This window comes from Leptospira chreensis, from assembly GCF_016919165.1.
Classification (GTDB): domain Bacteria; phylum Spirochaetota; class Leptospiria; order Leptospirales; family Leptospiraceae; genus Leptospira_A; species Leptospira_A chreensis.
This window is the reverse complement of sequence record NZ_JAFFPS010000079.1, coordinates 1-23,216: the sequence shown is the minus strand read 5'-3', so window position 1 is coordinate 23,216 and position 23,216 is coordinate 1. Positions and strand designations below refer to the sequence as shown.

Genomic DNA, 23,216 nt, shown 5'->3' with positions numbered 1-23,216 from the left:
CAAAGTCAAAACGCCTTGGCTTTGTATCCCAAACTCGATATCCAACAATTTTTAATCGCGCTTTGTTGTCTTTGACAGAAACGGGTTTTAGTCGGACACGGTATTTGATCGATTCCACTTTCAGAAAACGAGCAATCCAGAGCCAACTCATCCGGTAAACTCCTGTCATAATGACTTCACCCTTGGCAGAAGAGACTTCCAAACTCTCTAAATCGGGATCTTCTGCAATGATCTCAGTGGATATGACCTTTCGTAAGCTACCCAAGAGCAAGGTGACTTTATAATTACTCTTTGGGACCACTTTTGGTGGCAAAAAGAGATTCAGTGGATTGAAACGGAGAAGATCCGTTAAAAGCATATTTTAATTTTATTTTCTATTGCCTTTTTGGAAAGCAGATTTAGAATACAGAACTCATGAAGATTGGTATCATTGGCGCCGGAAGTTTTGGCACTGCACTAGGTAGTATTTTAGCGGACAAGGGTTATGACGTTACCCTTTGGACCAGGAGCGAGGATCAAGCAAGATCCATCAATGAAAACCATATGAATACCAAACATATGCCGGATTTGGTGCTTCCCGATAAACTAAAAGCAGATACCAACCTCATCCATGTTGTCAAAGACAAGGATATGATTGTTTCGGCCCCACCAAGCCATGCCCTTTCGGGAATTTTGAAAGAAATCAAAGACCATATCCCACCCAAAGTGCCCATTGTTTCCGCATCCAAAGGAATCGAAAACGAAAGCCTAAGACTTGTTTCCGAAATCTTTGAATCCGAACTTCCTGGACAATTCCATTCCCAACTTTCCTATCTTTCAGGTCCTAGTTTTGCCAAATAAATGCTAAAACGAGGTCATACCATTGTGTCCATCGCGTCAAAGAACGAAGCGACCGCCAAACGAGTGCAAGAGATTTTTAGTTTTACCTACTTTCGAACCTATTGGACTCCCGATGTGGTCGGTGTGGAAGTGGGAGGTGCTTTAAAAAATGTCATCGCCATTGCTGCCGGTGTTGCTGATGGACTTGGGTTTGGTCAAAATACGAGGGCTGCTCTCATCACACGCGGGTTAAACGAGATTTCGCGGATGGGAATCAAAATGGGTGCCGATCCCATGACTTTCCTTGGACCTTCCGGTATGGGAGATTTGGTTCTCACCTGTTGTGGGGAAGCATCACGAAATAGAACGGTTGGTTTTCGTTTGGGTAAGGGCGAAAAACTAAAAGATATTTTAGCTTCAATGAATGAAGTGGCGGAAGGTGTCAAAACCACTCTTTCTACAAAAAATCTTTCTGACAAACTGGGTGTGGAAATGGCCATCACCCAGGAAGTTTATCGAATGTTATACGAAGATAAAGACCCAAAAGAAGTTGTGAAAGCTCTTATGGGCCGTGATCTAAAACGCGAGGGTGTTTAGAATAAACGAACCAAAAGAACGATATACGTTACAATTTGTATCGTATAAAACGTAAATCGAATATTCACAGCCAAAACACTTGTGGAAATTAAATGAGTGAGGGATTGTAAGACCCTTGCTCCTAAAATCACAATTCCTGCTTGGTTCACAAAACTATCAATCATCCCTAAATTCGCAGTTAAAAAAACCACTGCTAAAAATAGAGGAAGGTTTTCCAAACTATTGAGATGGGCACGGTTGAGTCTCCAATTGAAATCGGTTCCATGTTGGATCCCTGCCGGAAATTCATTCGATTTTTTTTTGCCGAGTAACACGAGCACACTTCTAAATGAAGTCAAAGAAACACCAAGTCCCAGTGTCCAAAGCGTAAATCCAATCAATGTAAGATAAATCGTTTCCACAAATTCTCCTTAAGTATCCATTCCCATTTTTATGTTCTTCTTAGATACGGATGGAAATTCTACAGAACAAAAATCTTTTTGTAAATCAATTAACGAGTGTTTTGATTTGTTTCCAAACCGTAAGCCAAGAGGAGGAAAAAAAATGATCGGGAGCTTCTGGAATTTCGATGCAATTCAATTGATTCTCTTTGGCAAAGTTCTGAGTGTATTCTTTGGGAAACCACTTGTCTTCACCCGGCAGAAAGATTGTATATTTGGTTCGTTTTTGGATGAGAGAACCATCCACCACAAATCCCGGTAGGAATAGATTTTTTAGAAAAACAGATAAGTCTGACAACTGGATGCGACTGTTTTGGATGGCTACATTTAAGTGGTGAATCTTTCCATCTTCCAACCACTGAGGGTTTGCCAAAGTCTCTAATATTTGTTTGTTGGGAGTCGTCTCATCAGAAACACCAGGTAACAGAAGTAGTCGACTAAACTCTTCAATCGAACCGGATTCATACAAAAATCGAAGGCTAAGAACACTATCCAATATGGGAGAAAGTAAAAACAAATGTCGAAACCGAACTTGGTTGGCATACATCATAAGAGCAGCTCCACCCCCGCTATGCCCAATTCCATACAATTCTTTGTTCAGGTATCCCTTTTCCTTTAGGTAACCATCTAACAATGATATGGAGGATTTGGGATCATAGATTCCGGGCGAGTTTCCATGCGAAGGGGGATTGAACTTAATGAGACGTAGGCCTAAAACCTCGAGCTCTGAATCACGGATCCGAAACGATCTCGCATTCCCACCCGTACTTGGCCAAAGGACAAGCACCCCTCGCATCTCAGACGGAAGAGCACCTGATTCAATGATTTCCATTATAAATCTTACAATGTGGCGATGATTGGTTTTCCGTTTTGGACGATGACAGTATGTTCGCACTGCGCCACATAACTGAGTTCCCCGCGGCGGTTACTGGCCACAAGGGTCCAACCATCTTCTTCTTCGTAAGCAGTTTGGCTTCCAGTAGAGATAAAAGACTCAATCGCAAGAACAAGGCCGTTCCCCAATTTCCTTTGGTCACGTTTTTCTTCATAAACCAAAACTTGAGGTTCTTCATGGAGTTTTTTTCCCGTTCCATGGCCCGCTAAATTTTTGATCACAGTAAATCCATTTTCCACAGCAGCAGAATGAATTTCTCTTCCAATATGACGTAAATAATTGCCAGTGAACGCTTGTTCTGTGGCACGCATCGTTCCTTCGATTGCCGTTGCACAAAGTTTTTGGAGTGTTTCGTTAGAGCGGCCAACCACAAAGGAAATCCCTGTGTCGGCATAGTATCCATCCAGTTTTGCCGAAACATCGACATTCACCAAATCGCCCTCTTTTAAAATGGTTTCTTTTTTAGGAATTCCATGGGCAATTTCAAAGTTGGTACTGATACAAGTATAACCCGGAAATTTGTAATCAAATTTAGGAGCAGAGAAAGCCCCTACTTTTTCAAACTCGTGTTTGGCAGCATTGTCCAATTCCAAAGTAGAAACTCCAGGTTTTGCGAGAAGTTTCAAAAGTTCACGAACCTTTGCGACAAATTTCCCTGCTTTTAAAATACCTTGTAAGTCTTTTTCATTTTGAATCGACATCTAAACAATCTCCCCACCACAACTAGATCCTGCTCCCGCAGTACAGCCATAACAATGATTTGCTACAACGATATCGCGGCTTAGGAAAGATTGCAAATCGAAATCCTTTAGGTGTTTTACTTCTTTCGATTTTAATTCCAACATTTGATTGAAATCGCAATCATAAACAGAACCATCATACCCTACAGAGATTTGATCCAAACACATAAGACCTTCCACCGTTGCCGGATTGTATGCGTTGACAAGAGTTTCCATATACATTTCAAACTTACCGGCTCTGACGAGTGATCCCAAAAACCGATTGATGGGAAGGTTGTTGATACAAAACAGTTGGTTGAATATGATTCCAAACTTTTTAGAAAGAGATTCTTTATACTCTCTTTCCAACTGGGATTGACCCGAACTTAAAAAAAGTCCATTGGGGTTGTATACCAAATGAATGGGGAGGGTTTTCCCATAACCAAGATCATTTAACTTCTTTAAGGCGGTTATTGATTTTTGGAAGACACCTTTTCCTCTTTGGTTATCGGTTGTGTTTTCCAAAACAGAAGGAAGTGAGGAAACAATTTCTACTTGGTTTCCCGCTAAAAATTCATATAACCATTCGTAACCGGGTTCTTCCAAAATGGTAAGGTTACATCGATCGATGACACGTTTGCCTAATTTACGAACTCCTTCGACTAGATAACGAAAGTGAGGGTTCCCCTCCGGAGCACCACCAGTAATGTCTACTGTTTCAATCTGTGGAATTTTTGAAATTAAATCCAAACAAAGATCCACAGTTGCTTTGTCCATCATCTCCGTTCGGATCGGGGATGCATCCACATGGCAATGCCGGCAAGCTTGGTTACACCACCTGCCTACATTGATTTGAAACACCTTTAAAGATCTTGCAGAAATTGATTTTCCTACAGTTTCATAAAAAGGTTTTCCAGTATATGCGTGTAAGGTGGATATTTGCTCAGTCACTTCCATAAATTAGAAAGAGAGTTCATCAATTTTATTTTGCATTTGGACACTATGAACTAAATTGATTCCGGCAGCCATTGCAGCTGCAACGTGAACAGCTTCATTCATCTGGGCTTCGTCCGCCCCTTTTTGTAATGAGGTAGTTGTATAGGCATCAATGCAATAAGGACATTTTAAAGCATGGGAGACAGCGAGAGCAATGAGAGCCTTTTCTCTTTCCGTAAGAGCCCCTTCTGCCATGACTGCATTGTAGTATCCAAAAAACTTATCTGCAAGAGCTGGATTCGTGCGACCGATCTCTCCAAACTTTCCCAGATCTTTTGCGTTGTAATAATGATTTTCTGCCATAAACGACTCCTTAGTATTAGACTTTTTAAAGTGACTATGGAGTCAATGGCGGAGATTTAGGATAGACCATCCTAAATCAGAATTTTACTCAAAATGTAGAAAGAATCAGGCAAATTGGACCTAAATTCAAGTTACGAACTTAGGTCTTCGTTTCTCAATGAGGGAATGAAAACCTTCTTGGCCGTCCTCTGACAAAATGACTTTTGTAAAAAGATCAGCATCAATCTTGAATAAAGATTCCATTCGATTGCGATACGGTTCTCGCAAGGCTGTTTTCATTCCACGACTGGAGTTACTTGTCAACTTAGCAAGGGATTCAGCAAATTTCATGGATTCACCAAACAATGCCTCGGCGCCAAACAACTCATCCACAAGACCAATTTCTTTTGCTTCTGGACCTTTGATTTGTTTGCCTGTGTACAAGAGATCACGAGCCACTTTGACACCTACCAAATCTTGTAAGACAATGGTTGGAATCGAAGGGAAATTTAGACCTACGATGGCTTCGGAGAATCCAATCCTTCCTCCTTTGTCCACCATATAACGGTAGTCAGAAAAAAGAGCGAAGACAGCTCCTGCTGCCATACAATGTCCGTTGATCACGGCAATGGTAGGAACGGGAAAATGGAAATAGGTTTGTGCGGTTCTTAATAATTGTTCCACGGACCTTCGCACATCTGATTCTGTTTTTCCATACATAAGAGTGGGTTCGATCCCGTTGGAAAAAAACTGAGTTTGTGCGGAAGTAAAAAGCAAAACACGCAAAGATGGATTGTTTGCGTGTTTGTTTAAGATTTGTTCGAATAATACGAAAGCTTCGTAATCAAAAGTGTTCTTTTCATTTGACTGCATCTTGATTTCCAAGATGCGGTCTCCATGAAAAATCTCTGCAAATGGAGTCATATTAACTGTTTTTGTAGAGTTCCAAAATTCTGTCTTTGTATTTTTCCGTAATCACGTGCCGTTTCATCTTCATTAGGTTTGTTAGTTCATCACCCACTTCAAATGGTTTCGTGATGAGTGTTACATACTGAACCTGTTCGAAGTTTTTGAATCCGGTTTTAACACTGTTAAAATTACGAACTTCCTTTTTGTAAAAATCAACAATCTTAGGATTGGCGATGAGTTTATCATGACTCTTTTCAGTGATTCCGTTTTCCTCTGCCCAAGGAATCAAAGCATCGAAATCGGGAACAATGATAGCACCTAAAACTTTTTGATCTTGTCCCACAATCATCGACTGTTTGATGTAAGTTGATTCATCAATTTTGTTTTCGATTGGAACCGGTTCTACGTTTTCTCCACCTAGGAGAACAATGGTGTCCTTCGCACGACCTGTGAGAGTCAGTGTTTTTTTGAAGTTAATCATACCGATGTCACCGGTATTTAACCAATTGTCTACGATGGTTTTTTTGGTAGTTTCTGGATTTTTGTAATATCCTTTCATTACCTGAGGTCCTTTGATATGAACCACACCTTTAACACCTAACTTACCAAAAATGATATTTCGTTTGTCGTCAATATGGCAAAGTACGTTACCCGCATCATCGCGAAGTTGGACTTGGCTGAGGGGAACAATATCACCCACAGATCCCATCACCGGTCTGTCGAAAGTTCGAGCAGAAATCACGGGGCCAGTTTCTGTCATTCCATAACCTTCCAAAACCGTAATCCCGATATCCATAAAGAAAGCATCCACATGTTTTTGAAGAGCCCCACCACCGGAAAGAGTGGCACGTAAATGTCCCCCTGTCGCTTGGCGGATTTTGGAAAGTACAACACGGTCTAGGGTGAAGGCGTTAAAAATCGCTCCAAATCCAGCAATTACGTAGAGTGGAGTTTTGAAAGCGCTGTCCTCTGGTAGACCAAACAACGCCGTCAAAATAGCAATGATGGTAACTGTATATGGGCCAGTTAACAAAAGTTTCACGATGGAGACAACTGCCAATACTAAAGATTGTAGAATGTTTCTTCCTTCGTAATCCACTTCCCAACCTTTCAAAAAACGAATCGCTGCGTGGTAATGTTTGGAAAAGAAGTAAGCTACTTTGAACAAAAACCTTCTAACAGGAGGCGTTTGTTTTGGATCGTTAATTCGTGTGTAAATCCCGTTGTAAATACTTTCCCAAACACGAGGAGCGGAAGCCATAAACGTAGGTCTTGCTTTTTGGATGTCGTTACGAAGTTCTGTAACTTTTGTATAATAAGTAGAACCACCGTTGATGATAGCAAAGTATTCAACAACACGTTCAAAGATATGCCAAACAGGAAGGATGGACAACATACGATCGTCAGGTGTTACTTTGGCAACACGAGGAACTACATAATGCATTTGATGGATCATATTGGAATGCATGAGCATAACACCCTTTGGCATTCCCGTAGTTCCAGAAGTGTAAATGAGTGTGTACAAATCGTCCGGTTTGATTCCAGAGATTCGTTTCTCTGTTTCCCGTTTTCCTTTCGCACGCATCTCTCTCCCTTTTTCAAGGAGATCATAAAAATGTAGGATTCCGGCACCTGACTTGAGTTTGGTGTCTTTGTCCATGATGATGACGGTTTTTACCGACTTCACCTGAGATTTGTTGTTTTTGTATTTTTCGTAAACTTTGTCGTTTTCTAAGAAAACAACTTTCGCTTCAGAATGATTCAAAATATAAACAATTTCCGAATCTGTAATGTCAGAGCCTCGTGGAACATTGGCAGCACCTGCAGTTAACACCGCACAATCGGCGATGATCCATTCCATACGGTTATCAGCCAAAACACCTACGTGTTCTCTGGCCTTAACTCCTAAATCAATGAGGGCTTCCGCCAATGCGAGTCCGTCTTCGTAGAGTTCTTTGTAAGTGAGGGCTTGGTAATCCTTTTCGGCATTCTTATACCAGAATGCGGGTCTTGGACCGAATTTTTCTGCGGATTCCTTATAAACGTCTGCTAGGTTATTTGCCATATCTCTCCATCTAAAAGCGGTCTTTATAATAGACCCTACTTTCAGATGGTCAAGAGAAATTTAGGCATTTAGTCCCAGTGGAACCCTTCGCGCTGGTGTCCTTTTTTCAAATGGCGTTCGCGAATCTCGCGGAGTTTGGTCATTTGGGAGAGATTGAGTAGGTTACCTGCCGCAAGTCCCATTTGTGGGAGCAGGCTTTCGTCTTGTGTGTTGGCTAAAAACTGGTTGGTCTTCACAAAGGAGCTTTTAAACTCCAAATTCATATCGGGATAGAAATCCATACAAGCCTCCGTGCTTTCCGGTTTCCGGGGTATTTGTTTTTAAGGTTCCCAACCATCCGTGGTAAGTAGCCTTTCCCCAATATATGTATCGCCGGAAAATGAATATCCTGAAGCAAAAAATTTTGCTTGTACTATTTTTTTTTATCTGGTTATTGGTATTCGTTCATGACGATTCGATTGGAAAATTCAACTGGCAGACGAAACGGGCGTTTCGTTGCATATGAGTACGGGGAAGACCTATTTGGCACCCTGTATTTGAATAAATTTTCCGGTCGAGAAAGAGGCCGTCTGATCGACAAATGGAGATTAAATGACTTAGGAAGTCTCATTCGTGTACTCGACACAGAGATTTCTCGCAGGGAAGAAGAAAATTACGAACGACCCCTTTTCCACTAATCCAACTTATGTTTTCCTTAATTTTAGGAACAAACGTTACAAAGACAAAATACAATCCCTTTCACAAAAACTAAGAAAAGTTTCTATTTTCCGATTTGTTACTTTTGGTATTTTTACAACGGCCCTCTTCTTTTGTTATCTCAACCAAAGGTCTTGGAAAGAGTATTTATATTCCTTAATCATTTTAATTCCTTTTGTGTATTTGGTGCAGTTGTATTCCAAACGGAAAACGCAGATCCAATTTGCAAAAAAAACGCAGAGTTTTATCCAGGAAGAAATCTACAGACTCAGTGGTGAATTTAAAAAAATAAAAACAAGGGAACTTTGGGAATATCCAGAAATTGTACGAATCCACCCGATTTCCATTTATTTTGATCTTTGCTGAAAATATGGGTTTATCGGAATCTATTATACGTCTATCACTGAATTTTTTTTCCAAAGTTATGTAAAACGTTTTTTACAAGAACCCATTGAAGATCCAAATTTCCATTCCCATCCCAATGAAATTGGAAAAATTCTAAAGAAACATTCTTATACTCGTGGTTACCATCTCTTGCGAAAGTTTTTAGTTCCCGATGCGGAAACCAATGAAAAGTTTCCTTTGCCCCCGGTGAACCCAGAAGATTTCTTTTGGAAAAAAAGAAAGTTCCTAAAGGTTTTGTTTCCGATCTGGGGGACCATCACTCCGATTTATCTCGTGGTTGGATTGTTATTTGATCTGCCACTCATTCCCTTACTCCTTCTCATCAATGGTATTTTGTTTTTTAGTTACAGAAGTGATTCTTTAAAACAATGGAAAGAAATTAAAGCTTTGTCTACTGGTGCCGGTAGATTTCAGAAAACCTTTCTTTATTTAACCAAAGATCGAAAATCCACCAAACAAATGCTTGGTCATATAACTTCATTGGGAGATTCTTCCGAGTTACTCATCTCTCCCCTACCTCATTTCATTCTCAATGTTTTATGTTTATGGGACCTTTGGAAAATCAAATCCCTCGGGAAATGGAAACAGAGGTTTGGAAATCTTTGGAATGAACTAGAAATTCAAATATTGAAAACAGATGCGGAACTCCCCTTTGTAAATTTTGGATTTTTGTTTCCGGAAGGTAACTTTGCCATCCCATCGACTTCGGGGACTTTGAGTGCGACAAGTTTGGTCCATCCTCTACTTCCCAAACAAAGCCGTGTGTTTAACCCACTCACCAAAATGTTACCTGGGGATTTAATGATTGTAACTGGGTCCAATATGAGTGGAAAAACAACTTATCTTAGATCCATCGCCATGTCATTGTTACTTGCCGGTGCCGGTGCCCCTGTTCTTGGTTCGGAGTTTGAGTTTCCTGAATTTCAAATCCATACACTGATTCGGTCACAAGATTCTATGGAAGATGGAGTTTCCTTTTTTTATTCTGAGGTGAGGCGATTGTCTTCCATCATTCGTACCGCAGACCATTCCAAACAAGTTCCCGTTTTGTTTTTGGATGAAATTCTCAAAGGAACGAATTCCAAAGAACGTTACATTGCCACTAGAGAGATTCTCTCTGTCCTACGGGAAAAACAAACCATTGTATTTTTAACAACTCATGATTTGAAACTAGCAGAGATTCCTTGGGCCAAACGATTCCACTTCACCGAACTGGAAGTAGATGGACAAATGGATTTTGATTACAAAATTCGAGAGGGGGTTTCTGGTTCCACAAATGCACTAAAGATTCTAAAAAAAGAAGGAATCCCAATTCGAAACGAAGCGGAGTGAGATGTTTTTAATATCCAAGTCATTCAAAATATAATGTAAGGGTTGGTTAATCTCATAAAACCCAACAAATCACTTGTTGATTTTATTTTTCCTTTCCTTCCTCTTCTCCACCAAACAATGATTTCAACCCATTCCACCCTTTTTGAACACCACCTGTTACATTATCCACAGCTTTATTTACATAGTCTGACATAGCGGATCCTGCGATCCCACCAACAGCAGCACCAGCGGGACTTGCAAGAAAGATGGTACCAGCGTAGACGGAACCAAGCCAAATGGGATCAATGAAGGGGGCCGAAACTCCATACGTTCCTCTATAGATGATGGGGAGTTTTAAAGCCCTACCGGCTACACCAGGAAAACCAATGGTAAATCTCATATCGATATTTTTATTGAATCCGATTTTACCACCACCAGAGCCCGCAATCCCATCTGCTTTTAATGCTAAGTTTTTGACTTCAATGGTATCTTTTGCATAGAAAAAATCAAACTTTAGTTCGTTATACGGTGTGGCGCGACTGAAATCTATTTTTTTTAAATTGATGACACTACCAATCGAACTAATTGGTTTTAAAATATTTGTGTAACTTAACAATTCACCATTCTTAGCATTGATGTTCCCAGTAACCTGTAAATTGTTAATGAGTCCATCTTCTGTATCAGCGGGTGATGATAAAAGAAATTCAGAATCTAACTTACCTGTGATTGGTGAAATATTAAATAAATCGGCAAGGATGGGGGCCACTCCCAAATTTTTGATATTCCCTTTGATTTCAAGATTGGGATTTGTGCCAAAAAGATAATGTCCAGTTCCTGCTGCAATTCCTTCATAAGCTTTTAATTCATATTTAGTAATATTAATTTTTCGTTTTGCATAATGAATATTTAATTTAAGTGAGTCTGCATGAAAATCGCCTGCATTCAAATTTCTAAAATTAAAATTTAAATATACATTCATCCGATTTACATAACCGGTACTGGGGATATTTCTTGTAAGGATTGATTTTTCTAAATCAGGATCTACCCAAATTTTAATGACTTTGATGATACTCGGAACATCTAAATAATCCGAAGTTCCTTCAAAGGAAATTGTTGGAGATAAAGGTGGTTTTAAAAAGTTAACAAACCCGGAACCATTTAGTTTAGATTTTCCCTTCCAATCTACGATGATATCTGCAAATGATATTTTTGATTCGCGGATATCATAGTTCATTATAGTTGATGCATAACCGTCAGCGAATGTTTTGCCATCTTTTAGAGCTAAATCTCGAATGTGAATTCGATCCGCAATCGCATAAATTTTAGCTTCGTCTCGTTTGTAAAAGGGTATATTTCCCGTAGTCCTTGCAAATCGTAAATCACCATACGTAAAGATGATGAGTATATCGTGAAGATCTGTTCCTTTTAAATTTTGAAATGCAAAGTCCCCTTCAAACCTTGTGGATTCATAGGTCATCTGATCCGTAACAAACAAAAGATTGGTACTAAGAGATATAGGTTCGTCGTTTAACTTTCCATAAATGTAAATGTCCAAATCTCTTAAATCACGATCTAGTTGGAAAGTGGTTTCCCAAAGATACAATTTGATATTTCGAGAATACAATTTATCTTCAAAAAGGATTGTGATATTTTTGATTTCGATTTGGTTTACAAAGTTGGCAAAACATTCGCTGACGGTTATGCATCAACTATAATGAACTATGATATCCGCGAATCAAAAATATCATTTGCAGATATCATCGTAGATTGGAAGGGAAAATCTAAACTAAATGGTTCCGGGTTTGTTAACTTTTTAAAACCACCTTTATCTCCAACAATTTCCTTTGAAGGAACTTCGGATTATTTAGATGTTCCGAGTATCATCAAAGTCATTAAAATTTGGGTAGATCCTGATTTAGAAAAATCAATCCTTACAAGAAATATCCCCAGTACCGGTTATGTAAATCGGATGAATGTATATTTAAATTTTAATTTTAGAAATTTGAATGCAGGCGATTTTCATGCAGACTCACTTAAATTAAATATTCATTATGCAAAACGAAAAATTAATATTACTAAATATGAATTAAAAGCTTATGAAGGAATTGCAGCAGGAACTGGACATTATCTTTTTGGCACAAATCCCAATCTTGAAATCAAAGGGAATATCAAAAATTTGGGAGTGGCCCCCATCCTTGCCGATTTATTTAATATTTCACCAATCACAGGTAAGTTAGATTCTGAATTTCTTTTATCATCACCCGCTGATACAGAAGATGGACTCATTAACAATTTACAGGTTACTGGGAACATCAATGCTAAGAATGGTGAATTGTTAAGTTACACAAATATTTTAAAACCAATTAGTTCGATTGGTAGTGTCATCAATTTAAAAAAAATAGATTTCAGTCGCGCCACACCGTATAACGAACTAAAGTTTGATTTTTTCTATGCAAAAGATACCATTGAAGTCAAAAACTTAGCATTAAAAGCAGATGGGATTGCGGGCTCTGGTGGTGGTAAAATCGGATTCAATAAAAATATCGATATGAGATTTACCATTGGTTTTCCTGGTGTAGCCGGTAGGGCTTTAAAACTCCCCATCATCTATAGAGGAACGTATGGAGTTTCGGCCCCATTCATTGATCCCATTTGGCTTGGTTCCGTCTACGCTGGTACCATCTTTCTTGCAAGTCCCGCTGGTGCTGCTGTTGGTGGGATCGCAGGATCCGCTATGTCAGACTATGTAAATAAAGCTGTGGATAATGTAACAGGTGGTGTTCAAAAAGGGTGGAATGGGTTGAAATCATTGTTTGGTGGAGAAGAGGAAGGAAAGGAAAAATAAAATCAACAAGTGATTTGTTGGGTTTTATGAGATTAACCAACCCTTACATTATATTTTGAATGACTTGGATATTAAAAACATCTCACTCCGCTTCGTTTCGAATTGGGATTCCTTCTTTTTTTAGAATCTTTAGTGCATTTGTGGAACCAGAAACCCCCTCTCGAATTTTGTAATCAAAATCCATTTGTCCATCTACTTCCAGTTCGGTGAAGTGGAATCGTTTGGCCCAAGGAATCTCTGCTAGTTTCAAATCATGAGTTGTTAAAAATACAATGGTTTGTTTTTCCCGTAGGACAGAGAGAATCTCTCTAGTGGCAATGTAACGTTCTTTGGAATTCGTTCCTTTGAGAATTTCATCCAAAAACAAAACGGGAACTTGTTTGGAATGGTCTGCGGTACGAATGATGGAAGACAATCGCCTCACCTCAGAATAAAAAAAGGAAACTCCATCTTCCATAGAATCTTGTGACCGAATCAGTGTATGGATTTGAAATTCAGGAAACTCAAACTCCGAACCAAGAACAGGGGCACCGGCACCGGCAAGTAACAATGACATGGCGATGGATCTAAGATAAGTTGTTTTTCCACTCATATTGGACCCAGTTACAATCATTAAATCCCCAGGTAACATTTTGGTGAGTGGGTTAAACACACGGCTTTGTTTGGGAAGTAGAGGATGGACCAAACTTGTCGCACTCAAAGTCCCCGAAGTCGATGGGATGGCAAAGTTACCTTCCGGAAACAAAAATCCAAAATTTACAAAGGGGAGTTCCGCATCTGTTTTCAATATTTGAATTTCTAGTTCATTCCAAAGATTTCCAAACCTCTGTTTCCATTTCCCGAGGGATTTGATTTTCCAAAGGTCCCATAAACATAAAACATTGAGAATGAAATGAGGTAGGGGAGAGATGAGTAACTCGGAAGAATCTCCCAATGAAGTTATATGACCAAGCATTTGTTTGGTGGATTTTCGATCTTTGGTTAAATAAAGAAAGGTTTTCTGAAATCTACCGGCACCAGTAGACAAAGCTTTAATTTCTTTCCATTGTTTTAAAGAATCACTTCTGTAACTAAAAAACAAAATACCATTGATGAGAAGGAGTAAGGGAATGAGTGGCAGATCAAATAACAATCCAACCACGAGATAAATCGGAGTGATGGTCCCCCAGATCGGAAACAAAACCTTTAGGAACTTTCTTTTTTTCCAAAAGAAATCTTCTGGGTTCACCGGGGGCAAAGGAAACTTTTCATTGGTTTCCGCATCGGGAACTAAAAACTTTCGCAAGAGATGGTAACCACGAGTATAAGAATGTTTCTTTAGAATTTTTCCAATTTCATTGGGATGGGAATGGAAATTTGGATCTTCAATGGGTTCTTGTAAAAAACGTTTTAGATAAGTTTGGAAACCAATTTCCGTGATAGTGGTATCATAGATTCCGATAAACCCTTGTTTGGTGCAAAGATCTAAATCAATGGAAAGCGGGTGGTTTCGTACAATTTCTGGATATTCCCAAAGTTCCCTTGTTTTTATTTTTTTAAATTCACCACTGAGTCTGTAGATTTCTTCCTGGATAAAACTCTGCGTTTTTTTTGCAAATTGGATCTGCGTTTTCCGTTTGGAATACAACTGCACCAAATACACAAAAGGAATTAAAATGATTAAGGAATATAAATACTCTTTCCAAGACCTTTGGTTGAGATAACAAAAGAAGAGGGCCGTTGTAAAAATACCAAAAGTAACAAATCGGAAAATAGAAACTTTTCTTAGTTTTTGTGAAAGGGATTGTATTTTGTCTTTGTAACGTTTGTTCCTAAAATTAAGGAAAACATAAGTTGGATTAGTGGAAAAGGGGTCGTTCGTAATTTTCTTCTTCCCTGCGAGAAATCTCTGTGTCGAGTACACGAATGAGACTTCCTAAGTCATTTAATCTCCATTTGTCGATCAGACGGCCTCTTTCTCGACCGGAAAATTTATTCAAATACAGGGTGCCAAATAGGTCTTCCCCGTACTCATATGCAACGAAACGCCCGTTTCGTCTGCCAGTTGAATTTTCCAATCGAATCGTCATGAACGAATACCAATAACCAGATAAAAAAAAATAGTACAAGCAAAATTTTTTGCTTCAGGATATTCATTTTCCGGCGATACATATATTGGGGAAAGGCTACTTACCACGGATGGTTGGGAACCTTAAAAACAAATACCCCGGAAACCGGAAAGCACGGAGGCTTGTATGGATTTCTATCCCGATATGAATTTGGAGTTTAAAAGCTCCTTTGTGAAGACCAACCAGTTTTTAGCCAACACACAAGACGAAAGCCTGCTCCCACAAATGGGACTTGCGGCAGGTAACCTACTCAATCTCTCCCAAATGACCAAACTCCGCGAGATTCGCGAACGCCATTTGAAAAAAGGACACCAGCGCGAAGGGTTCCACTGGGACTAAATGCCTAAATTTCTCTTGACCATCTGAAAGTAGGGTCTATTATAAAGACCGCTTTTAGATGGAGAGATATGGCAAATAACCTAGCAGACGTTTATAAGGAATCCGCAGAAAAATTCGGTCCAAGACCCGCATTCTGGTATAAGAATGCCGAAAAGGATTACCAAGCCCTCACTTACAAAGAACTCTACGAAGACGGACTCGCATTGGCGGAAGCCCTCATTGATTTAGGAGTTAAGGCCAGAGAACACGTAGGTGTTTTGGCTGATAACCGTATGGAATGGATCATCGCCGATTGTGCGGTGTTAACTGCAGGTGCTGCCAATGTTCCACGAGGCTCTGACATTACAGATTCGGAAATTGTTTATATTTTGAATCATTCTGAAGCGAAAGTTGTTTTCTTAGAAAACGACAAAGTTTACGAAAAATACAAAAACAACAAATCTCAGGTGAAGTCGGTAAAAACCGTCATCATCATGGACAAAGACACCAAACTCAAGTCAGGTGCCGGAATCCTACATTTTTATGATCTCCTTGAAAAAGGGAGAGAGATGCGTGCGAAAGGAAAACGGGAAACAGAGAAACGAATCTCTGGAATCAAACCGGACGATTTGTACACACTCATTTACACTTCTGGAACTACGGGAATGCCAAAGGGTGTTATGCTCATGCATTCCAATATGATCCATCAAATGCATTATGTAGTTCCTCGTGTTGCCAAAGTAACACCTGACGATCGTATGTTGTCCATCCTTCCTGTTTGGCATATCTTTGAACGTGTTGTTGAATACTTTGCTATCATCAACGGTGGTTCTACTTATTATACAAAAGTTACAGAACTTCGTAACGACATCCAAAAAGCAAGACCTACGTTTATGGCTTCCGCTCCTCGTGTTTGGGAAAGTATTTACAACGGGATTTACACACGAATTAACGATCCAAAACAAACGCCTCCTGTTAGAAGGTTTTTGTTCAAAGTAGCTTACTTCTTTTCCAAACATTACCACGCAGCGATTCGTTTTTTGAAAGGTTGGGAAGTGGATTACGAAGGAAGAAACATTCTACAATCTTTAGTATTGGCAGTTGTCTCCATCGTGAAACTTTTGTTAACTGGCCCATATACAGTTACCATCATTGCTATTTTGACGGCGTTGTTTGGTCTACCAGAGGACAGCGCTTTCAAAACTCCACTCTACGTAATTGCTGGATTTGGAGCGATTTTTAACGCCTTCACCCTAGACCGTGTTGTACTTTCCAAAATCCGCCAAGCGACAGGGGGACATTTACGTGCCACTCTTTCCGGTGGTGGGGCTCTTCAAAAACATGTGGATGCTTTCTTTATGGATATCGGGATTACGGTTTTGGAAGGTTATGGAATGACAGAAACTGGCCCCGTGATTTCTGCTCGAACTTTCGACAGACCGGTGATGGGATCTGTGGGTGATATTGTTCCCCTCAGCCAAGTCCAACTTCGCGATGATGCGGGTAACGTACTTTGCCATATTGACGACAAACGAAATATCATTTTTGGTAAGTTAGGTGTTAAAGGTGTGGTTCATATCAAAGGACCTCAGGTAATGAAAGGATATTACAAAAATCCAGAAACTACCAAAAAAACCATCGTAGACAATTGGTTAAATACCGGTGACATCGGTATGATTAACTTCAAAAAAACACTGACTCTCACAGGTCGTGCGAAGGACACCATTGTTCTCCTAGGTGGAGAAAACGTAGAACCGGTTCCAATCGAAAACAAAATTGATGAATCAACTTACATCAAACAGTCGATGATTGTGGGACAAGATCAAAAAGTTTTAGGTGCTATCATTGTTCCCGATTTCGATGCTTTGATTCCTTGGGCAGAGGAAAACGGAATCACTGAAAAGAGTCATGATAAACTCATCGCCAATCCTAAGATTGTTGATTTTTACAAAAAGGAAGTTCGTAATTTTAACAGTGTTAAAACCGGATTCAAAAACTTCGAACAGGTTCAGTATGTAACACTCATCACGAAACCATTTGAAGTGGGTGATGAACTAACAAACCTAATGAAGATGAAACGGCACGTGATTACGGAAAAATACAAAGACAGAATTTTGGAACTCTACAAAAACAGTTAATATGACTCCATTTGCAGAGATTTTTCATGGAGACCGCATCTTGGAAATCAAGATGCAGTCAAATGAAAAGAACACTTTTGATTACGAAGCTTTCGTATTATTCGAACAAATCTTAAACAAACACGCAAACAATCCATCTTTGCGTGTTTTGCTTTTTACTTCCGCACAAACTCAGTTTTTTTCCAACGGGATCGAACCCACTCTTATGTATGGAAAAACAGAATCAGATGTGCGAAGGTCCGTGGAACAATTATTAAGAACCGCACAAACCTATTTCCATTTTCCCGTTCCTACCATTGCCGTGATCAACGGACATTGTATGGCAGCAGGAGCTGTCTTCGCTCTTTTTTCTGACTACCGTTATATGGTGGACAAAGGAGGAAGGATTGGATTCTCCGAAGCCATCGTAGGTCTAAATTTCCCTTCGATTCCAACCATTGTCTTACAAGATTTGGTAGGTGTCAAAGTGGCTCGTGATCTCTTGTACACAGGCAAACAAATCAAAGGTCCAGAAGCAAAAGAAATTGGTCTTGTGGATGAGTTGTTTGGCGCCGAGGCATTGTTTGGTGAATCCATGAAATTTGCTGAATCCCTTGCTAAGTTGACAAGTAACTCCAGTCGTGGAATGAAAACAGCCTTGCGAGAACCGTATCGCAATCGAATGGAATCTTTATTCAAGATTGATGCTGATCTTTTTACAAAAGTCATTTTGTCAGAGGACGGCCAAGAAGGTTTTCATTCCCTCATTGAGAAACGAAGACCTAAGTTCGTAACTTGAATTTAGGTCCAATTTGCCTGATTCTTTCTACATTTTGAGTAAAATTCTGATTTAGGATGGTCTATCCTAAATCTCCGCCATTGACTCCATAGTCACTTTAAAAAGTCTAATACTAAGGAGTCGTTTATGGCAGAAAATCATTATTACAACGCAAAAGATCTGGGAAAGTTTGGAGAGATCGGTCGCACGAATCCAGCTCTTGCAGATAAGTTTTTTGGATACTACAATGCAGTCATGGCAGAAGGGGCTCTTACGGAAAGAGAAAAGGCTCTCATTGCTCTCGCTGTCTCCCATGCTTTAAAATGTCCTTATTGCATTGATGCCTATACAACTACCTCATTACAAAAAGGGGCGGACGAAGCCCAGATGAATGAAGCTGTTCACGTTGCAGCTGCAATGGCTGCCGGAATCAATTTAGTTCATAGTGTCCAAATGCAAAATAAAATTGATGAACTCTCTTTCTAATTTATGGAAGTGACTGAGCAAATATCCACCTTACACGCATATACTGGAAAACCTTTTTATGAAACTGTAGGAAAATCAATTTCTGCAAGATCTTTAAAGGTGTTTCAAATCAATGTAGGCAGGTGGTGTAACCAAGCTTGCCGGCATTGCCATGTGGATGCATCCCCGATCCGAACGGAGATGATGGACAAAGCAACTGTGGATCTTTGTTTGGATTTAATTTCAAAAATTCCACAGATTGAAACAGTAGACATTACTGGTGGTGCTCCGGAGGGGAACCCTCACTTTCGTTATCTAGTCGAAGGAGTTCGTAAATTAGGCAAACGTGTCATCGATCGATGTAACCTTACCATTTTGGAAGAACCCGGTTACGAATGGTTATATGAATTTTTAGCGGGAAACCAAGTAGAAATTGTTTCCTCACTTCCTTCTGTTTTGGAAAACACAACCGATAACCAAAGAGGAAAAGGTGTCTTCCAAAAATCAATAACCGCCTTAAAGAAGTTAAATGATCTTGGTTATGGGAAAACCCTCCCCATTCATTTGGTATACAACCCCAATGGACTTTTTTTAAGTTCGGGTCAATCCCAGTTGGAAAGAGAGTATAAAGAATCTCTTTCTAAAAAGTTTGGAATCATATTCAACCAACTGTTTTGTATCAACAACCTTCCCATCAATCGGTTTTTGGGATCACTCGTCAGAGCCGGTAAGTTTGAAATGTATATGGAAACTCTTGTCAACGCATACAATCCGGCAACGGTGGAAGGTCTTATGTGTTTGGATCAAATCTCTGTAGGGTATGATGGTTCTGTTTATGATTGCGATTTCAATCAAATGTTGGAATTAAAATCGAAAGAAGTAAAACACCTAAAGGATTTCGATTTGCAATCTTTCCTAAGCCGCGATATCGTTGTAGCAAATCATTGTTATGGCTGTACTGCGGGAGCAGGATCTAGTTGTGGTGGGGAGATTGTTTAGATGTCGATTCAAAATGAAAAAGACTTACAAGGTATTTTAAAAGCAGGGAAATTTGTCGCAAAGGTTCGTGAACTTTTGAAACTTCTCGCAAAACCTGGAGTTTCTACTTTGGAATTGGACAATGCTGCCAAACACGAGTTTGAAAAAGTAGGGGCTTTCTCTGCTCCTAAATTTGATTACAAATTTCCGGGTTATACTTGTATCAGTACCAACTTTGAAATTGCCCATGGAATTCCTAAAAAAGAAACCATTTTAAAAGAGGGCGATTTGGTGAATGTCGATGTTTCGGCAAAACTGGATGGATACTATGCCGACACAGGGATTTCCTTTGTGGTTGGCCGCTCTAACGAAACACTCCAAAAACTTTGTGCAACGGCAATCGAAGGAACGATGCGTGCCACAGAACAAGCGTTCACTGGCAATTATTTACGTCATATTGGAAGAGAAATTCATTCTGCTGCTGTGGAAAATGGATTTACTGTGATCAAAAATTTAGCGGGCCATGGAACGGGAAAAAAACTCCATGAAGAACCTCAAGTTTTGGTTTATGAAGAAAAACGTGACCAAAGGAAATTGGGGAACGGCCTTGTTCTTGCGATTGAGTCTTTTATCTCTACTGGAAGCCAAACTGCTTACGAAGAAGAAGATGGTTGGACCCTTGTGGCCAGTAACCGCCGCGGGGAACTCAGTTATGTGGCGCAGTGCGAACATACTGTCATCGTCCAAAACGGAAAACCAATCATCGCCACATTGTAAGATTTATAATGGAAATCATTGAATCAGGTGCTCTTCCGTCTGAGATGCGAGGGGTGCTTGTCCTTTGGCCAAGTACGGGTGGGAATGCGAGATCGTTTCGGATCCGTGATTCAGAGCTCGAGGTTTTAGGCCTACGTCTCATTAAGTTCAATCCCCCTTCGCATGGAAACTCGCCCGGAATCTATGATCCCAAATCCTCCATATCATTGTTAGATGGTTACCTAAAGGAAAAGGGATACCTGAACAAAGAATTGTATGGAATTGGGCATAGCGGGGGTGGAGCTGCTCTTATGATGTATGCCAACCAAGTTCGGTTTCGACATTTGTTTTTACTTTCTCCCATATTGGATAGTGTTCTTAGCCTTCGATTTTTGTATGAATCCGGTTCGATTGAAGAGTTTAGTCGACTACTTCTGTTACCTGGTGTTTCTGATGAGACGACTCCCAACAAACAAATATTAGAGACTTTGGCAAACCCTCAGTGGTTGGAAGATGGAAAGATTCACCACTTAAATGTAGCCATCCAAAACAGTCGCATCCAGTTGTCAGACTTATCTGTTTTTCTAAAAAATCTATTCCTACCGGGATTTGTGGTGGATGGTTCTCTCATCCAAAAACGAACCAAATATACAATCTTTCTGCCGGGTGAAGACAAGTGGTTTCCCAAAGAATACACTCAGAACTTTGCCAAAGAGAATCAATTGAATTGCATCGAAATTCCAGAAGCTCCCGATCATTTTTTTTCCTCCTCTTGGCTTACGGTTTGGAAACAAATCAAAACACTCGTTAATTGATTTACAAAAAGATTTTTGTTCTGTAGAATTTCCATCCGTATCTAAGAAGAACATAAAAATGGGAATGGATACTTAAGGAGAATTTGTGGAAACGATTTATCTTACATTGATTGGATTTACGCTTTGGACACTGGGACTTGGTGTTTCTTTGACTTCATTTAGAAGTGTGCTCGTGTTACTCGGCAAAAAAAAATCGAATGAATTTCCGGCAGGGATCCAACATGGAACCGATTTCAATTGGAGACTCAACCGTGCCCATCTCAATAGTTTGGAAAACCTTCCTCTATTTTTAGCAGTGGTTTTTTTAACTGCGAATTTAGGGATGATTGATAGTTTTGTGAACCAAGCAGGAATTGTGATTTTAGGAGCAAGGGTCTTACAATCCCTCACTCATTTAATTTCCACAAGTGTTTTGGCTGTGAATATTCGATTTACGTTTTATACGATACAAATTGTAACGTATATCGTTCTTTTGGTTCGTTTATTCTAAACACCCTCGCGTTTTAGATCACGGCCCATAAGAGCTTTCACAACTTCTTTTGGGTCTTTATCTTCGTATAACATTCGATAAACTTCCTGGGTGATGGCCATTTCCACACCCAGTTTGTCAGAAAGATTTTTTGTAGAAAGAGTGGTTTTGACACCTTCCGCCACTTCATTCATTGAAGCTAAAATATCTTTTAGTTTTTCGCCCTTACCCAAACGAAAACCAACCGTTCTATTTCGTGATGCTTCCCCACAACAGGTGAGAACCAAATCTCCCATACCGGAAGGTCCAAGGAAAGTCATGGGATCGGCACCCATTTTGATTCCCATCCGCGAAATCTCGTTTAACCCGCGTGTGATGAGAGCAGCCCTCGTATTTTGACCAAACCCAAGTCCATCAGCAACACCGGCAGCAATGGCGATGACATTTTTTAAAGCACCTCCCACTTCCACACCGACCACATCGGGAGTCCAATAGGTTCGAAAGTAGGTAAAACTAAAAATCTCTTGCACTCGTTTGGCGGTCGCTTCGTTCTTTGACGCGATGGACACAATGGTAGGAACTCGTTTTACCATTTCTTTGGCAAAACTAGGACCTGAAAGATAGGAAAGTTGGGAATGGAATTGTCCAGGAAGTTCGGATTCAAAGATTTCGGAAACAAGTCTTAGGCTTTCGTTTTCGATTCCTTTGGATGCGGAAACAATGGGCACTTTGGGTGGGATATGGTCTTTGATTTCTTTCAAAATTCCCGAAAGGGCATGGCTTGGTGGGGCCGAAACAATCATATCCTTGTCTTTGACAACATGGATGAGGTTGGTATCTGCTTTTAGTTTATCGGGAAGCACCAAATCCGGCATATGTTTGGTATTCATATGGTTTTCATTGATGGATCTTGCTTGATCCTCGCTCCTGGTCCAAAGGGTAACGTCATAACCCTTGTCCGCTAAAATACTACCTAGTGCAGTGCCAAAACTTCCGGCGCCAATGATACCAATCTTCATGAGTTCTGTATTCTAAATCTGCTTTCCAAAAAGGCAATAGAAAATAAAATTAAAATATGCTTTTAACGGATCTTCTCCGTTTCAATCCACTGAATCTCTTTTTGCCACCAAAAGTGGTCCCAAAGAGTAATTATAAAGTCACCTTGCTCTTGGGTAGCTTACGAAAGGTCATATCCACTGAGATCATTGCAGAAGATCCCGATTTAGAGAGTTTGGAAGTCTCTTCTGCCAAGGGTGAAGTCATTATGACAGGAGTTTACCGGATGAGTTGGCTCTGGATTGCTCGTTTTCTGAAAGTGGAATCGATCAAATACCGTGTCCGACTAAAACCCGTTTCTGTCAAAGACAACAAAGCGCGATTAAAAATTGTTGGATATCGAGTTTGGGATACAAAGCCAAGGCGTTTTGACTTTG

General features: G+C 40.0%; 22 protein-coding genes and 4 pseudogenes. 13 read left to right on the top strand and 13 right to left on the bottom strand.

The features are described from left to right. Nucleotides 1-358: pseudogene (locus JWG41_RS20870) on the bottom strand (hypothetical protein); the annotation flags it as partial. A gap of 56 nt (nucleotides 359-414) precedes the next feature. Here JWG41_RS20870 and JWG41_RS20865 point away from each other — a divergent pair. Next, a pseudogene (locus tag JWG41_RS20865) lies at nucleotides 415-1,416 on the top strand (NAD(P)H-dependent glycerol-3-phosphate dehydrogenase). On the opposite strand, the gene JWG41_RS20860 reads toward JWG41_RS20865, so the two are convergent. The 8 genes from JWG41_RS20860 to JWG41_RS20825 form a co-directional block, all read right to left on the bottom strand. Then, entirely contained in the window at nucleotides 1,413-1,817 is a 405-nt protein-coding gene (locus JWG41_RS20860) for an MAPEG family protein (RefSeq protein ID WP_205271545.1), read from the bottom strand. The pseudogene JWG41_RS20865 and the gene JWG41_RS20860 overlap by 4 nt on opposite strands. 85 nt (nucleotides 1,818-1,902) lie before the next feature. Beyond that, nucleotides 1,903-2,688, bottom strand: coding sequence for an alpha/beta fold hydrolase (locus JWG41_RS20855; protein WP_205271546.1), 786 nt, complete (start codon nucleotides 2,686-2,688; stop codon nucleotides 1,903-1,905). Between the two features lie 8 nt (nucleotides 2,689-2,696). Beyond that, nucleotides 2,697-3,452: a type I methionyl aminopeptidase gene (map, locus tag JWG41_RS20850; RefSeq protein WP_205271547.1), complete on the bottom strand. Its 756-nt coding sequence runs from the start codon at nucleotides 3,450-3,452 to the stop codon at nucleotides 2,697-2,699. Then, nucleotides 3,453-4,427, bottom strand: coding sequence for an arsenosugar biosynthesis radical SAM (seleno)protein ArsS (arsS, locus tag JWG41_RS20845; protein ID WP_205271548.1), 975 nt, complete (start codon nucleotides 4,425-4,427; stop codon nucleotides 3,453-3,455). It lies immediately after the preceding gene. 3 nt (nucleotides 4,428-4,430) lie between these two features. After that, the gene (locus JWG41_RS20840) at nucleotides 4,431-4,769 is read right to left on the bottom strand and encodes an arsenosugar biosynthesis-associated peroxidase-like protein (protein WP_205271549.1); all 339 of its coding nucleotides are present in this window, start codon (nucleotides 4,767-4,769) and stop codon (nucleotides 4,431-4,433) included. A 126-nt stretch (nucleotides 4,770-4,895) separates the two neighbouring features. Beyond that, the gene (locus tag JWG41_RS20835; RefSeq protein ID WP_205271550.1) at nucleotides 4,896-5,672 is read right to left on the bottom strand and encodes an enoyl-CoA hydratase/isomerase family protein; all 777 of its coding nucleotides are present in this window, start codon (nucleotides 5,670-5,672) and stop codon (nucleotides 4,896-4,898) included. 1 nt (nucleotide 5,673) lies between these two features. After that, nucleotides 5,674-7,722, bottom strand: a complete 2,049-nt coding sequence (locus JWG41_RS20830) for an AMP-dependent synthetase/ligase (protein ID WP_205271551.1) — start codon at nucleotides 7,720-7,722, stop codon at nucleotides 5,674-5,676. A 68-nt stretch (nucleotides 7,723-7,790) separates the two neighbouring features. After that, nucleotides 7,791-8,003, bottom strand: a complete 213-nt coding sequence (locus JWG41_RS20825; RefSeq protein WP_408611802.1) for a hypothetical protein — start codon at nucleotides 8,001-8,003, stop codon at nucleotides 7,791-7,793. Nucleotides 8,004-8,168: 165 nt separating this feature from the next. Here JWG41_RS20825 and JWG41_RS21105 point away from each other — a divergent pair, with 165 nt between their 5' ends. Together JWG41_RS21105 and JWG41_RS20820 are read left to right on the top strand one after the other, a co-directional pair. Then, nucleotides 8,169-8,399 carry a hypothetical protein gene (locus tag JWG41_RS21105; RefSeq protein ID WP_084764902.1) on the top strand — a complete coding sequence of 77 codons (231 nt, stop codon included), beginning with the start codon at nucleotides 8,169-8,171 and terminating at the stop codon, nucleotides 8,397-8,399. A 205-nt stretch (nucleotides 8,400-8,604) separates the two neighbouring features. Further along, nucleotides 8,605-10,155: pseudogene (locus JWG41_RS20820) on the top strand (MutS-related protein). An 82-nt stretch (nucleotides 10,156-10,237) separates the two neighbouring features. On the opposite strand, the gene JWG41_RS20815 reads toward JWG41_RS20820, so the two are convergent. Further along, nucleotides 10,238-11,758, bottom strand: coding sequence for an AsmA family protein (locus JWG41_RS20815; RefSeq protein WP_232374144.1), 1,521 nt, complete (start codon nucleotides 11,756-11,758; stop codon nucleotides 10,238-10,240). Nucleotides 11,759-11,848: 90 nt separating this feature from the next. On the opposite strand from JWG41_RS20815, the gene JWG41_RS20810 reads away from it, so the two are divergent. Then, nucleotides 11,849-12,979: an AsmA family protein gene (locus JWG41_RS20810; protein WP_232374143.1), complete on the top strand. Its 1,131-nt coding sequence runs from the start codon at nucleotides 11,849-11,851 to the stop codon at nucleotides 12,977-12,979. Nucleotides 12,980-13,061: 82 nt separating this feature from the next. On the opposite strand, the gene JWG41_RS20805 is transcribed toward JWG41_RS20810, so the two are convergent. Further along, nucleotides 13,062-14,612, bottom strand: a complete 1,551-nt coding sequence (locus JWG41_RS20805) for a MutS-related protein (protein WP_205271552.1) — start codon at nucleotides 14,610-14,612, stop codon at nucleotides 13,062-13,064. A gap of 205 nt (nucleotides 14,613-14,817) precedes the next feature. Beyond that, nucleotides 14,818-15,048 (bottom strand): hypothetical protein, encoded by a 231-nt coding sequence (locus JWG41_RS21100; protein ID WP_084764902.1) that lies wholly within the window; start codon nucleotides 15,046-15,048, stop codon nucleotides 14,818-14,820. 165 nt (nucleotides 15,049-15,213) lie between these two features. Between JWG41_RS21100 and JWG41_RS20800 the strand changes: the two genes are divergently transcribed. From JWG41_RS20800 to JWG41_RS20765, 8 genes are all read left to right on the top strand, one after another. Next, nucleotides 15,214-15,426 carry a hypothetical protein gene (locus JWG41_RS20800; protein WP_408611802.1) on the top strand — a complete coding sequence of 71 codons (213 nt, stop codon included), beginning with the start codon at nucleotides 15,214-15,216 and terminating at the stop codon, nucleotides 15,424-15,426. Nucleotides 15,427-15,494: 68 nt separating this feature from the next. Further along, complete coding sequence (locus JWG41_RS20795; protein WP_205271551.1) at nucleotides 15,495-17,543, top strand: AMP-dependent synthetase/ligase; 2,049 nt, start codon at nucleotides 15,495-15,497, stop codon at nucleotides 17,541-17,543. A gap of 1 nt (nucleotide 17,544) precedes the next feature. Further along, nucleotides 17,545-18,321, top strand: a complete 777-nt coding sequence (locus JWG41_RS20790; protein ID WP_205271550.1) for an enoyl-CoA hydratase/isomerase family protein — start codon at nucleotides 17,545-17,547, stop codon at nucleotides 18,319-18,321. 126 nt (nucleotides 18,322-18,447) lie between these two features. Beyond that, nucleotides 18,448-18,786, top strand: a complete 339-nt coding sequence (locus tag JWG41_RS20785) for an arsenosugar biosynthesis-associated peroxidase-like protein (protein WP_205271549.1) — start codon at nucleotides 18,448-18,450, stop codon at nucleotides 18,784-18,786. A gap of 3 nt (nucleotides 18,787-18,789) precedes the next feature. Further along, the gene (arsS, locus tag JWG41_RS20780) at nucleotides 18,790-19,764 is read left to right on the top strand and encodes an arsenosugar biosynthesis radical SAM (seleno)protein ArsS (RefSeq protein ID WP_205271548.1); all 975 of its coding nucleotides are present in this window, start codon (nucleotides 18,790-18,792) and stop codon (nucleotides 19,762-19,764) included. After that, a complete protein-coding gene (map, locus tag JWG41_RS20775; protein ID WP_205271547.1) occupies nucleotides 19,765-20,520 on the top strand; it encodes a type I methionyl aminopeptidase in 756 nt (251 codons plus the stop codon). It abuts the gene before it with no gap. A gap of 8 nt (nucleotides 20,521-20,528) precedes the next feature. Beyond that, nucleotides 20,529-21,314 carry an alpha/beta fold hydrolase gene (locus JWG41_RS20770; protein ID WP_205271546.1) on the top strand — a complete coding sequence of 262 codons (786 nt, stop codon included), beginning with the start codon at nucleotides 20,529-20,531 and terminating at the stop codon, nucleotides 21,312-21,314. Between the two features lie 85 nt (nucleotides 21,315-21,399). Then, nucleotides 21,400-21,804 carry an MAPEG family protein gene (locus tag JWG41_RS20765; protein ID WP_205271545.1) on the top strand — a complete coding sequence of 135 codons (405 nt, stop codon included), beginning with the start codon at nucleotides 21,400-21,402 and terminating at the stop codon, nucleotides 21,802-21,804. Here JWG41_RS20765 and JWG41_RS20760 read toward each other — a convergent pair. Continuing rightward, nucleotides 21,801-22,802, bottom strand: coding sequence for an NAD(P)H-dependent glycerol-3-phosphate dehydrogenase (locus tag JWG41_RS20760; RefSeq protein ID WP_205271544.1), 1,002 nt, complete (start codon nucleotides 22,800-22,802; stop codon nucleotides 21,801-21,803). The two genes, JWG41_RS20765 and JWG41_RS20760, sit on opposite strands and share 4 nt — an antisense overlap. A 56-nt stretch (nucleotides 22,803-22,858) precedes the next feature. Here JWG41_RS20760 and JWG41_RS20755 point away from each other — a divergent pair. Continuing rightward, nucleotides 22,859-23,216 (top strand): annotated as a pseudogene (locus JWG41_RS20755) (hypothetical protein); the annotation flags it as partial.

Coding starts and splice junctions, on each gene's coding strand:
- JWG41_RS20770 (WP_205271546.1), top strand. CDS start 20,529: ATGGAAATCATTGAATCAGGTGCTCTTCCGTCTGAGATGCGAGGGGTG.
- JWG41_RS20785 (WP_205271549.1), top strand. CDS start 18,448: ATGGCAGAAAATCATTATTACAACGCAAAAGATCTGGGAAAGTTTGGA.
- JWG41_RS20830 (WP_205271551.1), bottom strand. CDS start 7,722: ATGGCAAATAACCTAGCAGACGTTTATAAGGAATCCGCAGAAAAATTC.
- arsS (WP_205271548.1), top strand. CDS start 18,790: ATGGAAGTGACTGAGCAAATATCCACCTTACACGCATATACTGGAAAA.
- JWG41_RS20840 (WP_205271549.1), bottom strand. CDS start 4,769: ATGGCAGAAAATCATTATTACAACGCAAAAGATCTGGGAAAGTTTGGA.
- JWG41_RS20790 (WP_205271550.1), top strand. CDS start 17,545: ATGACTCCATTTGCAGAGATTTTTCATGGAGACCGCATCTTGGAAATC.
- arsS (WP_205271548.1), bottom strand. CDS start 4,427: ATGGAAGTGACTGAGCAAATATCCACCTTACACGCATATACTGGAAAA.
- JWG41_RS21105 (WP_084764902.1), top strand. CDS start 8,169: ATGACGATTCGATTGGAAAATTCAACTGGCAGACGAAACGGGCGTTTC.
- map (WP_205271547.1), top strand. CDS start 19,765: ATGTCGATTCAAAATGAAAAAGACTTACAAGGTATTTTAAAAGCAGGG.
- map (WP_205271547.1), bottom strand. CDS start 3,452: ATGTCGATTCAAAATGAAAAAGACTTACAAGGTATTTTAAAAGCAGGG.
- JWG41_RS20795 (WP_205271551.1), top strand. CDS start 15,495: ATGGCAAATAACCTAGCAGACGTTTATAAGGAATCCGCAGAAAAATTC.
- JWG41_RS20835 (WP_205271550.1), bottom strand. CDS start 5,672: ATGACTCCATTTGCAGAGATTTTTCATGGAGACCGCATCTTGGAAATC.
- JWG41_RS20825 (WP_408611802.1), bottom strand. CDS start 8,003: ATGGATTTCTATCCCGATATGAATTTGGAGTTTAAAAGCTCCTTTGTG.
- JWG41_RS20800 (WP_408611802.1), top strand. CDS start 15,214: ATGGATTTCTATCCCGATATGAATTTGGAGTTTAAAAGCTCCTTTGTG.
- JWG41_RS20810 (WP_232374143.1), top strand. CDS start 11,849: ATGAACTATGATATCCGCGAATCAAAAATATCATTTGCAGATATCATC.
- JWG41_RS21100 (WP_084764902.1), bottom strand. CDS start 15,048: ATGACGATTCGATTGGAAAATTCAACTGGCAGACGAAACGGGCGTTTC.
- JWG41_RS20760 (WP_205271544.1), bottom strand. CDS start 22,802: ATGAAGATTGGTATCATTGGCGCCGGAAGTTTTGGCACTGCACTAGGT.
- JWG41_RS20855 (WP_205271546.1), bottom strand. CDS start 2,688: ATGGAAATCATTGAATCAGGTGCTCTTCCGTCTGAGATGCGAGGGGTG.